The sequence below is a fragment of the Candidatus Avoscillospira sp. LCP25S3_F1 genome, assembly GCF_052117125.1.
GTDB lineage: Bacteria > Bacillota > Clostridia > Oscillospirales > Oscillospiraceae > Avoscillospira_A.
Genome location: NZ_JBQKJT010000024.1, coordinates 18810 through 31231 on the forward strand (window position 1 = coordinate 18810; position 12422 = coordinate 31231).

At 49.8% G+C, this 12422-nt stretch carries 12 protein-coding genes and 1 pseudogene; 7 read left to right on the plus strand and 6 right to left on the minus strand.

Annotated elements, in window-relative coordinates:
- Window positions 1–70: 70 nt before the first annotated feature.
- The 3 genes from ACTQ33_RS15185 to ACTQ33_RS15195 are packed head-to-tail and all read left to right on the plus strand — an operon-like array spanning window position 71 to window position 4067.
- A complete protein-coding gene (locus ACTQ33_RS15185; protein WP_441465379.1) occupies window positions 71–1672 on the plus strand; it encodes a recombinase family protein in 1602 nt (533 codons plus the stop codon).
- A complete protein-coding gene (locus ACTQ33_RS15190; protein ID WP_441465380.1) occupies window positions 1672–2424 on the plus strand; it encodes a recombinase family protein in 753 nt (250 codons plus the stop codon). The genes ACTQ33_RS15185 and ACTQ33_RS15190 overlap by 1 nt, the downstream gene beginning before the upstream one ends.
- Entirely contained in the window at window positions 2421–4067 is a 1647-nt protein-coding gene (locus ACTQ33_RS15195) for a recombinase family protein (RefSeq protein ID WP_441465381.1), read from the plus strand. The genes ACTQ33_RS15190 and ACTQ33_RS15195 overlap by 4 nt, the downstream gene beginning before the upstream one ends.
- Before the next feature lie 147 nt (window positions 4068–4214).
- Here ACTQ33_RS15195 and ACTQ33_RS15200 read toward each other — a convergent pair whose 3' ends face one another.
- The gene (locus tag ACTQ33_RS15200) at window positions 4215–4550 is read right to left on the minus strand and encodes a helix-turn-helix domain-containing protein (protein ID WP_441465382.1); all 336 of its coding nucleotides are present in this window, start codon (window positions 4548–4550) and stop codon (window positions 4215–4217) included.
- Between the two features lie 109 nt (window positions 4551–4659).
- Here ACTQ33_RS15200 and ACTQ33_RS15205 point away from each other — a divergent pair, with 109 nt between their 5' ends.
- The 4 genes and pseudogenes from ACTQ33_RS15205 to ACTQ33_RS15220 all read left to right on the plus strand — a co-directional run bounded on the left by ACTQ33_RS15205 (window position 4660) and on the right by ACTQ33_RS15220 (window position 6985).
- A complete protein-coding gene (locus tag ACTQ33_RS15205; protein ID WP_441465383.1) occupies window positions 4660–5214 on the plus strand; it encodes an SLOG family protein in 555 nt (184 codons plus the stop codon).
- Window positions 5215–5255: 41 nt separating this feature from the next.
- A pseudogene (locus tag ACTQ33_RS15210) lies at window positions 5256–5603 on the plus strand (DUF1016 N-terminal domain-containing protein); the annotation flags it as partial.
- Window positions 5604–5691: 88 nt separating this feature from the next.
- Window positions 5692–6153 (plus strand): low molecular weight protein-tyrosine-phosphatase, encoded by a 462-nt coding sequence (locus ACTQ33_RS15215; RefSeq protein WP_441465384.1) that lies wholly within the window; start codon window positions 5692–5694, stop codon window positions 6151–6153.
- Window positions 6154–6157: 4 nt separating this feature from the next.
- Window positions 6158–6985 (plus strand): KilA-N domain-containing protein, encoded by an 828-nt coding sequence (locus ACTQ33_RS15220; RefSeq protein ID WP_441465385.1) that lies wholly within the window; start codon window positions 6158–6160, stop codon window positions 6983–6985.
- Window positions 6986–7180: 195 nt separating this feature from the next.
- On the opposite strand, the gene ACTQ33_RS15225 is transcribed toward ACTQ33_RS15220, so the two are convergent.
- The 5 genes from ACTQ33_RS15225 to ACTQ33_RS15245 all read right to left on the minus strand — a co-directional run.
- A complete protein-coding gene (locus ACTQ33_RS15225) occupies window positions 7181–8932 on the minus strand; it encodes a DUF4368 domain-containing protein (protein WP_441465386.1) in 1752 nt (583 codons plus the stop codon).
- On the minus strand, window positions 8929–9234 hold the full coding sequence (locus ACTQ33_RS15230) for a hypothetical protein (protein ID WP_040212687.1): 306 nt from the start codon (window positions 9232–9234) through the stop codon (window positions 8929–8931). The genes ACTQ33_RS15225 and ACTQ33_RS15230 overlap by 4 nt, the downstream gene beginning before the upstream one ends.
- 19 nt (window positions 9235–9253) lie before the next feature.
- The gene (locus tag ACTQ33_RS15235) at window positions 9254–10519 is read right to left on the minus strand and encodes a plasmid recombination protein (RefSeq protein WP_441465387.1); all 1266 of its coding nucleotides are present in this window, start codon (window positions 10517–10519) and stop codon (window positions 9254–9256) included.
- Between the two features lie 351 nt (window positions 10520–10870).
- On the minus strand, window positions 10871–11092 hold the full coding sequence (locus ACTQ33_RS15240) for an LLM class flavin-dependent oxidoreductase (protein ID WP_055080156.1): 222 nt from the start codon (window positions 11090–11092) through the stop codon (window positions 10871–10873).
- Between the two features lie 423 nt (window positions 11093–11515).
- The coding region (locus ACTQ33_RS15245) for a DNA primase family protein (protein ID WP_441465388.1) at window positions 11516–12422 on the minus strand (907 nt) is incomplete at its 5' end.

The window sequence follows — 12422 nt, forward strand, 5'->3', positions numbered from 1 at the left end:
TTACATATGGTGAATAGCTATGTGGCGCGAAGTGTGGTACTGTTTGTGATGCTCTGGGAGGTGTGTAAACATGGCAGAAAAACAAATGACAAACGGCAACACGGCGCTGCAGGAAAAACAATACCGCATCATTACCATTGAGGCTGCTAAAAAGTCGGAGAAGATCAAATTAAGGGTGGCAGCCTATATCCGGGTCAGCTCCGACTCAGAGGACCAACAGAACTCCTTTGTAGCCCAGAACCGGTACTATACCGACCTGATTGCTGGCAAGGAAAATTGGAGCTTGGTGGATATATATGCAGATGAGGGCATCACGGGCACCTCAGCGGAAAAACGGCCTGACTTCCAGCGGCTCCTGACGGACTGCCGACACGGACTCATCGACCGGGTGCTGGTCAAATCCATCTCCCGCTTTGCCCGAAACACCAAGGAATGCCTGGAAGTTATTCGAGAGTTGAAGGCCCTGGGTATCGGTGTCTGCTTTGAAAAAGAAAATATTGATACCTGTAAAATCTCAGGGGAAATGTTGACTGCCGTATTTGCTTCTCTGGCACAGGAAGAAAGCCAATCTATTTCCAGCAATATACGCTGGAGCATTCAGAAGCGTATGCAGAACGGCACATTTGTTCCCACCACAATGGCTTTCGGCTATGCCAGGGAGAATGACCAAATTGTGATCCATTCAGAGCAAGCAATCTTTGTCTGCCAAATCTTCAACAGGTATATTTCTGGTGAAAGTACCAGAGAGATTGCATCATGGCTCAATGGGCAAAAAGAATCCTGCCCGGTGCTGGCGGAAAGGGTATGGACCTATAAAGCGGTTGCACGGATCCTCAAGAATGAAAAATACATTGGCGATTCTCTGTGGCAAAAGACATATCGGACGGACACCCTCCCCAGAAAAGAGCGCCCCAATAAAGGGGAACGAGATCGATATTATGCCGAAAACACACATCCTGCCATTATCGAAAAATGGGTGTACCAAAAGGCACAGCAGTTGTTGCAGGAACGATCTGTGCAGCCCTCTGAGCATTACACCGTGTCTGCATTTCAAAGCAAGGTGATATGCAGCAATTGTGGCGGATATCTCAGACGCAAAATGGTAAACACACGCCAATACAGAGTGTGCCGGGGACATGAGCAAAACCGCAAGATCTGCGCCATTGCGCCGATTCCGGAAACACAGTTGGAGAGAGCATTTTGCAGGCTCTACTATAATCTGAAAACCAACAGCGAACAGATTCTGGGACATATGATGAGTGCGCTCAGGACCATTCATAATCGTCGGATGCTCTGGAGTCAGGACGTCGTTGAACTCAACAAACAAATATCCGAACTTTCCGGTCAAAATCAGATGCTGGTCACGCTGAAACGGCGGGACCTCATTGATCCTGACATTTTTATATCTCAGAGCAATGAGCTGGCCGAACAGCTCCGAGAATTAAAGTTGCAAAAGGAACGCCTTCTGGCCGCCGATGGCGATGACACCATCTCCCAGACCCAGGAACTCCTAGAGATCCTGGAGGTCGGAACAGACTTCCTGGAAGACTTCGACGCAGAGCTGTTTGGGGAACTCGTTGACAAAATCATCGTGGAAAGCAACGAGCGAATTCGATTCCGCCTCAAAAACGGGCTGGAGCTGGAGGAAACCATAGAAAGGACGAGACGGTAATGGGCAACCGAAAACAGCCCTTCGGCTACCAAATGGTGATGGGTGAGATCGTCTCGCATCCGGCGGAAGCAGAGCTGGTGCAGCATATTTTCTGGCAGTACCGTTCCGGCGCCACATTCAGCACTCTGACCGCAGAATTACGTGACCAGCCGATCCCCTACGACGAGGGAAAACTGTGGAACAAAAACATGGTCGCCCGGATTCTGGAGGATCGGCGCTATACTGGTGCAGGAGGCTACCCGGCGATCATTCAGGCGAATGATCTGGAGCAGGTGCAAAGAAAACGCGGCGCAAAAAAAGCCACGGTACAGCAGACAGCGGCCCAAAAGATACTGCGCCAGCTCAGCGGCCAGACCGTCACAAAACAGATGGAACGTCAGGTGCTGGAGCTGCTCAACAAACTGATTCGTGCACCGGAGCAGATCCGACTGCCGGAACCAACATACACAAGTCAGGTTGCAGAGTGGGAATTACAACGGGAATTGGACGAGGTAATGCATTGCCAGCCGGTTAATGAGGAGGAGGCTAGAAGACTGATCCGGACGATTGCCGCAGCTCGTTACAACGCCATCGGCCCTAGTCAGTACGAAACCATCCGACTGCGCCGAGTGCTTAGCAGATACCAACGTATGGAAGAACTGAATGCGGAATTGCTGCAAAGCGTGGTAGCAGCTATCGAATGCCATGGTGATGGCACACTGGATATTCGGTTGAAAAATAATCAGATAATCGGAAGGAGTACAGCAGTATGAGAGAAAGTCTGCCCAAAGTTATCACCATTCCTGCAAAACCACGAACAACAGAGCAGCAGTCTATTCAACGACAGCTCCGCGTTGCAGCATATTGCCGAGTTTCCACTGATGACGAGGAGCAGCTTACCAGCTACGAAGCTCAGAAGAACTATTACACCGATAAGATTATGACCAACCAGGACTGGACCATGGCTGGAATCTTTGCGGATGAAGGCATCACAGGAACATCGGCTCGGAAAAGGCCGGAATTTCTGAAAATGATCCGAATGTGTAGACAGAAAAAGATTGACATTGTTCTGACCAAGTCCATCTCCCGATTTGCTAGAAACACCGTAGATTGCTTGCACTACATACGTGCGCTGCGAGAACTGGGTGTCGCGGTGATCTTCGAAAAAGAGAACATCAATACGCTGGAAGCAGACAGTGAAATCCTCATTACCATGCTGGGGGCTTTCGCGCAGGCGGAGAGCGAAAGCATCAGCGCCAATGTCCGCTGGGGCAAACGGCAGGCCATGAGAGCGGGCAGGGCTATCATTCAATATGATCGGCTGTATGCCTACAAAAAGGGAAAGGATGGGAAGCCAGAGATAATCGAGGAACAAGCAGTAGTGGTGCGATCCATATATGATCAATATCTGGCGGGGGCCAGCTTTCGAATGATACAGGAGCGACTGGAGGCAGAACAGATTCCGAACGTCACTGGGAGCTTACACTGGACCATTTCGGCTATCCGGGGTATTCTAACTAACGAAAAATATTGCGGAGATGTTCTGCTACAGAAAACCTATGTCAGCGACTGCATCAACCGCAAGGTCATCCGCAATACAGGGCAACTGCCTATGTATCTTGTGCAGAATCACCATGAGGGGATTGTGGAACGTAAGACTTTCGATGCAGCACAGGCGGAACTGGCCAGACGCAACGCTGGGAAAAGTCCATCCAAAAAGAACGCGCCAACCGGAAGGGCATCCTACGCCAGCAAATATGCGCTCTCAGAACGGCTGGTCTGCGGTGAATGCGGAACGCTCTACCGCCGGTGTACGTGGTCCAAACGGGGAAAAAGGCGCGTGGTGTGGCGCTGTGTCAGCCGCCTGGACTATGGGACAAAATACTGCCACAACTCGCCTACGCTGGATGAGGAGATACTACAGCGGTCGATCCTTACCGCTATTAACTCTGTTATGAGTCAAAAGGACAAGCTGATCCAACAGATTACCTCGGCAATGGAAATGGAATTGATACCAGTACCCGGTAAAAGCATGAGTTTAGCAGATATTGAACAGAGGTTACGTGAACTGAATGACCAGACGCGGAATTTGGTGGCGGAAGTCGCCCGAACAGAGAATACCGCTGCATACACAGAACAGTTAAAAGCAATTATGAATGAGGCGGCCACCCTGAAAGAGCAACGTGCCCATATTTTGGAATATCAAAAAACCAATGCTCAGGCTGTACAGCGTATAGAGGATGCAGCGACTGCGATGGAACAGGCATCCTGCCATATCTACCAGTGGGACGAAACCCTAATCCGACAACTTGTGGATACTGTTAGAGTTCATTCGGCTGATAAAATCACAGTATACCTCCGGGGTGGTGTTCAGATCGACCAGAATATGATAGATCCAAAACAGAATCATTCATGACGGAGATGCACAGCTCTGTTAGCATATGGTGCAGACAATTTAGCAATCCAAAGAGCAGCACAAGAAAAGTCCTGTGCTGCTCTTTAGATTGGTTGACAATAAGCAACAAAGAACCGGGTGTGGAGTTGCCTCCATCCCCAGTTCTTTTTACTTTGTGTGGTATGATTTTGCGACCTGTAAAATAACGGCACGCTGCTCCGGCGTCAGAGGACCCCATGCGTCCAGGAGTTCTTTTAGCTCCGGAGTCACTTCTACCATATCCGAGTCATTGTCTGCAAAAAATTGCGATAATGTAATGCCAAATGCATCACAGACAGCCTTTAGCGTTGCAATCGTTGGAACCGTATTTCTGCGGTAGATGTTTGAAATTGTAGACTCATTCAGTCCGGCCTTTTGTGCAAGGCGATATTCGCTCCAGCCGCGTTCATTCAATAGGGTTCGCAGCTTTTCCAGAACATCCATTTTATCGACCACCTTTTCCATACCAGTCTACCCGACAATTAGGGCATACGATACCTTTAACTTGTCGGGTAAATACCGTTATGTTAAACTGTATTTACCCGACAACTAAGAGTATAAAGGTGGTAGTAAAATGGTTGGATTGGAAGCAAAGAAACGCTTGAAAAGGTGCTGTTTCACGGGCCATAGGCCGGAGAAGCTGGGAATACCTGAAGAAATGATTCGAGAAAAACTAGATGGTGCAATTGACCTGGCAATTAGTCAAGGCATTGAAACATTTATTTGCGGCATGGCCCGTGGCGTTGACCTTTGGGCAGGAACAACGGTACTCCAGAAGAAAAGGCATCATCCTGAAATAAGGCTGATTTGTGCAACGCCGTTCATAGGTTTTGAAAAACGATGGAGTTTGCAATGGAGAGATTTATATGCGTTGGTTGCGTCCCAGGCAGACTACAAGGTTGCAATCAGCCGAAGATATGACCGGGGATGTTTTCAACGGCGAAATGAATGGATGGTATCTCATGCGGCGATGGTCATAGCCGCATATAATGGGAAGCCCGGAGGGACCCGGAATACCATCCTATATGCTAGACAATGCGGCATTTTAATCTATAATATGTTGGATTTCCCTTTGGAAAACGAGCTGTTCCACGTTCAGACAGATTTTGCGGAAGAGGAGGAGACATGAATATTCGGAAAAATATCGATTACAGCTCCATGTTTGAAGCCATGGATGCAGTCGTAACTGCGAATATTTCGCAGATGGAACTGTATCGAGAGTTGGGTCGCTTGATCTGCGCCCGTCCGGAAAAAGGCGCGGCTGTCGCAGCAGCCGAATATCTGAAAAGTCGTTATCAGGATGTTTCCGGCTTCTCTCCGCGTAATCTGCGCCGGATGCGGGATTTCTATCGGATGTATAGCCAGAAACCTGATCTGCTGAGAATGGCCATGGAAATCGGTTGGACACAGAATGTAGTCATTCTCGAAGCAGACCTGAATCTGGAAGAACGGCGCTGGTACTTGCGCGCTGCCTGGCAATTTGGGTGGTCAAAGGCTGATCTCCAGAAAAAGATTGCGGCAGAGGCCCATCTGGAAGTCATCCTCGACGAATCAAAGGTTCCGTGCTATACTGAATGCGAAGATAGCAAATTGGAGTGTTCAAAGCATGATCAAGATACTTTTCCTCTGCCACGGCAACATTTGCAGAAGCCCGATGGCAGAGTTCATTATGAAGGATCTGGTGAAGAAAGCCGGTCTGGAGCAGAGCATTCAGATCGAGTCAGCAGCCACAAGTACCGAGGAGATCGGCAATCCAGTGTATCCGCCGGCTCGCCGCAAGCTGTCCGAGCATGGTATCGATTGCTCCGGCAAGAGAGCACGCCAATTACTGAACAGCGACTACGAGAAATACGACCTCCTGATTGGCATGGATCATGCCAACCTGCGGAGTATGTACCAGATCTGCGGCGGCGATTTTGCCGATAAGATGCATCTGCTGATGGACTTTACCAACCGTCCCGGCGAGGTAGCCGATCCGTGGTACACCGGCGATTTCGATGCGACCTGGCGGGATGTGGAGGAAGGCTGTCAGGGACTTCTTCAAAAAATAATCAACAAGGAGGTGTAAGTGCGTGGAAAAACTGGTTGTCAGGGGAACTGAGATCAGTGTACAATGGAATTCCAGCCGGGATGACTTTATCAGCTTGACGGACATTGCCAAGCTCAAGGACAGTGACAACCCCCGATACATCATTCAAAACTGGCTTCGCAATCGGAATACGATTGAGTTTCTCGGTGTTTGGGAGTCCCTTTACAACCCGGAATTTAACCGTGTCGAATTCGATGCGTTTAGGAGTCAGGCCGGTCTGAACAGTTTTGTGATGACTCCCCAAAAGTGGGTGGAGGCAACTGGCGCTATCGGCATCGTCTCAAAAGCTGGTCGATACGGCGGCACTTATGCACACAAAGAGATTGCCTTTGAGTTTGCCTCCTGGATTTCTGTTGAATTCAAGCTGTATCTGGTCAAGGAGTTTGAGCGGCTCAAGACCGAGGAAATGAAGCAACTTGGCTGGGACATCAAGCGAAACCTGGCCAAGATCAACTACCGCATCCATACGGATGCCATCAAGGAGAATCTGATTCCGCCGGAGCTTTCCGCAAAGCAGGTCTCCATGGTGTATGCCAGTGAAGCCGATGTGTTGAACATGGCTCTGTTCGGTATGACCGCAAAGCAGTGGCGGGACAGCCATCCCGATCTGAAAGGGAATATCCGCGACTATGCCAATGTCTCTCAGCTGGTCTGTCTGTCCAATCTGGAAAACCTGAATGCTGTGTTCATCAACGAGGGAATGTCTCAGGCCGAGCGGCTGGCAAAGCTCAATGCCATCGCTATCAGCCAGATGGAGATTCTGACGCAGGATCACCGAATCGAAGCTCTGGAGGCTCATAGCGGGGAATGATCTTCCGTGGATTCCAATATAATAAGCAGGAAGTTTGTGAAGCGGTGAAAAGCAGTGGCATCTATAGTGTTTGGATGTTCCACATTGTGCGACCAAAAAAGATATCGCACCGGAAAACCCCGAAGCCGCAAGGCTTAATAGTGATAAGGTACTATTTAGCTTTGCGAGGGGCAGAGAACGGTGTGACCGTAATGGTCACGCCGTTTTTCTGCGTCCAGGGGTAGATTTCGCAACAACAGGCTCGGAAATCACAGGAATCTCTACATCATCCACGAAGTTGAAATAGATTTTTACCTTCTGTACCCGCTTGCCGCTGGATTTGTCCGGTGGAAACACCTCAATTTTCTTGATATACTCATTGACTATCGTAGGTGTCAATTCCGGCACATCCACATACTTCTGTGTCAGGGCTACAAAGGCATCCACATCTGCACTCATGGTTTCCTGCGTTTCCAGCCATTCTTCCGTCACTTCAATTTCGAGTTTTAACCGCTCCTGCTCTGCCTCGTAATCGGCGGTCATTTTCTTATACCGCTCCTTACTCAGATCGCCCAGGACAAAATCCTCATAAAGTCGGGACAGAAGAACATCCAAGTCAGCCAGCCGTTTCTTGGCCTGCTCCACTCGCTTCCGATCCTCACGGATATTGCGTTCCTGATCGGAACGGCGGCATTGCAGCCATTCTTCCTGAAAGCCTTCCACATCCTGCCGGATATAGGCATTGACCGTACGGATGCGCTCCAGCACCAGTTCCCGCAGTACATCTTCACGGATATAGTGGGCAGAACAGGTGCCTCGACCACTTTTGTAGCTGGAGCATACATAATGGTCTTGCTTGCCGTCAAAGCTTTTGCAGGTAGCAAAGTGCAGCTTATTCCCGCAATCAGGACAGAACAGAAGCCCAGAGAACAATCCCTGCCGTTCCGCTTTTGTGGGACGGCGTTTGTTTTTTCGCAACTCCTGCACCCTGTCCCACTGAGCCTGAGAAACGATTGCTTCCTGCGTATCAGGGAAGATACACATATCTTCGATGGCATTGGGAATCCGCTTCTTCAGCTTATAGGACTTGGAATAGGTCTTGAAATTGCAGGTACAGCCGGTGTACTCCATCCGTTCCAGAATACCCGCAACCGATTGACCAATCCAATGGTAAGGGCGCTCCGGCATTTTCTTACGCTTTTTTGGGTCAGGATGGTCTTCCGACTGTTTGGCATACAGCGCCTTGGTAGTCAACACCTTATCCTTCTCCAGTATACGGGCAATCTGTTCCGGCCCCTTGCCGTCAATAGCCAAGTCAAAGATGCGCTTGACTACTGGGGCGGCATCCTCGTCAATGATCCAATGGTCTTTATCGGCAGGGTCAGTGCGATAACCATAGGGCGGTTTTCCCAGATGCTTTCCACTGGTGCCTTTCTGCCGGAATACGACTCGGACTTTTTTGCTGGTGTCCCGTGGATACCATTCGTTGAACAAATTACGGATAGCGGCAAAGCCGTCGCTGTCGCCCCGTTCACTGTCCACACCATCATTGACGGCGATAAAACGCACATCGTAGCTGGGGAAAATGATGTCCGTGTACTGTCCAACGGTCAGGTAATCTCGGCCAAACCTACTAAGATCCTTGACCAGCCAGCAACCGACAAGCCCCTGCTTAACCAGTGCAAAGCCTTCCTGCACGCCGGGGCGGTCAAAATTGGTTCCCGTATATCCGTCATCCACCAGAATTTTCAGGTTGGTGTAGCCATGCTCGGCTGCGTACCGGGTTAAAAACTCTTTTTGATTCTGTATCGAATTTGATTCTCCATCCAGCGCATCCTCATTGCTGAGGCGACAGTACAGGATGGTGATTTTCTGCTGATCCAACATAGCGTCCTCCTTTACGGTTGGGTCAGCTGACAGAATCGGTGTGCATGGTGATATTGTAGCATGAATTTGAGTCTGTGTCATGAACAAAGCGCCTCCTTATCCGAGAAAATGAGCCGTTTTACCTTGTGGGTAAGCGGCTCATTTCCGTCACATACAGTCTCCAGCAGATACCAGGTATTTCCGATTTTTCGTTCTACCGTACCTGTAAAAGGATTCATTAGGTTTTCCCAGCGTTTCCGGCATTCTTCCAGAAAATCAATCGGCGGTTCAAAAATCGGGTCAAAGCAGGATTCAATATCGATTTCAGCACAAGCGTTAATCAGCTTTTCCGAAGGAGAATCATCGAGCATCAGCTTATTGAGTTTTGTTGTCAGATTGGTCATAAGCAAAAATTCCTTTCTGTTAAAGTTCCATATCTTGCGATTTGCGGCGGGAAGGTTGATCGTGCTGCCTTGTTTGCCGGGTCCGGGTTAAAATGGCGTCAATAAAAGCCCGCACCTTCTCGGGTGCGAGCTTGACAGCTTCCAGATAGGGCCGCGCCTGTTCTTTCAGCGACTCATATCGCTGTTTCCAGACAGCGGCACTTTTTTGTGCGCTTTGCAGTTTTTCTTCCAAACGGCTGTTTTCCGCCTTGGCAAGAATCCCGTTGACCGCATAATCCTTGAGTGTACTGCACTCGGATGGGGTCAGAGTGATGTTGCCGGTGATCGTCTTTTTCCCCATGGAGCGGATTTCCTGTACCGTCAGGGCGGCAGTACGCTGTTCTTTGGCCTGCTTTTGCAGGGATTGCAGCTCCTTGTGCTTTTTCTCAACGGCAGCCTGTGCGGTGTCCAGCGCCTGTTCTGTCTGAGCGATTTGGGCGGTCACATCTTCCAGACGCTGCTGCTCCTGTGCCACCTTGAACTGGGTCACAGTCAGATGTTCTTCAGTGCTGCCACGCTCTCCACGCTCCACATCGGTATATCCGGCAGCTTTCATATAGTTGAAGAAATCGTCTTGCAGGACACTGTACGATGTTCGCAGGACTTTCTTGCCCTTGGCGGTCAGAAGCGGATTGCCCTGTTCATCCAGAGCAACTTTTGACTCCCACTTTTTGCTGCGGCTGACCTGCATGATCGTTTCCTTGACTGTACCCACAAGGGACTTATCCTTGCACCGCTTCGACCAGAGAATCTGTTTTTCCACCACCGGGACATAGACCACATGAAGGTGGTAGTGGTATACATCCTGCCCCAGAGCTTCCGACATGGCCCGGTTGCGTTCATCTGCGTGCATGACGGCAGAGAGGATATACTGCTCACCGCCCACGATCTCTACGGCAGCTTTGTATGCGTCGGTGTAGAATTGCTTGGCATACTCGTATCCACCGTGGTTGTGGAAGTAAGCGGAATTCACATCAAAAATCAGTTCCCCGTATTTCACCGCATCGGCTTTCAGGCCACGGATGGAGATAATCCCATCGGCAATCATCTGATCGAACATAGCGGCATAGCTGCCGGTGGGAGCCTTGAAGTGAATATTCCGGTAGGTCTGGGTAGTATCAATATCCTGGTTGGAGTAGCTGTCCTTTTCTCGTTCATTGTGTTCCTGCACCTTTGCCACATCATCAAGCGTGGGCAAGTCCTGGTTACGGGCAAAGGTGCGGTCGATTCCGTCATTTCTGGCCATACAAATCAGCTCCTTTCCATTGTGCGGCAGACGGCTGGGGGACGGGGATGCACTTCCTGCGGGAAGTGTAATAACCCACTATGACACTTTCATCCCGAAGGGCTGCAAAGTGCCGTGGGCTCTCCGAGGGGGAATGCGGCATCTGCGGATGCCTTGCCGCCTTTAGAGGCTTGTGTGTAGCACCCAAATCCTCAAAAGGCGGTGTGACCGACAGTCTCTCCGCAATCTTGATTGCTTCAATTCTGCCGCCCACAGGCAGAGCAGATTTTGCAAATCCACTCTGCCATCCATCTCCAAATCTGCGGATTTGTCAATGGAGACGGGAGATACGGCGGGTAAGAACGGCGGGCATCATTTATCCCTCCGTTTCTGCCATACGAGGTCATAGCCAAGGGCATCGGCAAGCTGTACCGCCTCTACATACCGCAGAGACTCCCGCTGGAGCTTATTGGACAGGTTTGAAACGCTGTCGCTCCAACCGTAATCCTCAGAAAGCCGGTCAACGACTTCCTGCATCGTGTAGCCGGAACGCACGATGTATGACTTGATTTCATTTCTCAAATTGGATTTCATAGAAAATACCTCATTCTTTCATGAAATGGTTTTACCGTGGAGCATACACGCTGCACAGTACAATAAATCTTGATTGCGTCTTAAAAGTCACTCAGGATTGCGCCTGTGAAGAACTGTCCGCAACAGTACCCCGTTGACTTTGCCATTAGGTGGGCTTGCAAGCGAAACCGTGAAAATAGCCACCTTCCCGCATACCACCATCATCGTTCTGTAAATCACCAAATAATGATTTGTGTTCTACTTATAGTAGTGTTTTTCACCGTTTGCACAACCATTGATTGGGCATAGCCAATTTTAATGCCCAGCCGAGCTATCAAATATAAAAATGAGCTTCGATTTTTTGCGTTCGTGCGTTCCTTCGTTCCAAAGGCTGCACCCGATTAGGAACGCATGAACGCACGAACAGAAAGTTTTGATGTTCCGTTACAACTCCATAGGCGAGAGCAGAACATAAATGCCCATATATCCCCGGCACCGTTTTCCACCGCCGATGTGTAGATTGTTGACCGGCTCCAAATGGTAGCGTTCAGCATTCTGGCTGAGCTGGTTTGCGAAGCTCTTTGGTGACAGTGGGTTTTCGGCGTTGTCCTCACACCACCGCTTATAGGCTGCATACAGATTTTTGGTGCTGGCTTCATAATCGGCCTTGAATGCCACATAACCCTCAGAATCGAGAAAGTCCAGAATGTTGTTGGCATCCCGAACTGCGGAAGCGATATTGTCCTTGGCTCTCTGGCTGATGGTAAAGTGATAGTGATTGGCGATCAGCCGCCGCAATCCCTCCAGCATCCAGAGGAAGATTCCCTCTTTTTCGGCAATCAATTTCTCAGCAAGAAACGGGTCATCGAACCGATCCACAGGCTTATCTTTGGTGGTCAGAATGATCTGACGGCGAAAGAAACCATCGCTGCGGTCATGAAGTGCAGTCAATGCCCCGTTGCCAAAGCAGAGGAAACGCACATAAAGCAGCCCCTGATAGCTCTGTTCTCTCTTCCGTTCCAAATCCATCCGCAGTTCTGCTGTCACGATGGATTTTACATAGTTGGTCTTGGTCAAGGCATTCATGTCCAAATCATCGTCCAGCATGAGCAGCTTGCCCTCCAGGTCGGCTCTGGCAAAACGACTGTTCTCTACTTTCTGGATGGAAGTGGTATTCATGTTGAGCCCGAAAATGGCGTTCATCATCACACCGATGCGGCTTTTGCCCTCGCCGCCCTTGCCGATCAGCATAAGCATTTTCTGTCCTTTGGTGGATGGAATCAGGCAGTAGCCCAGATACTCCTGTAAGGCGGGAATATCCTCCGGCTCCAACAGTTCCGAAAGGAAGCAC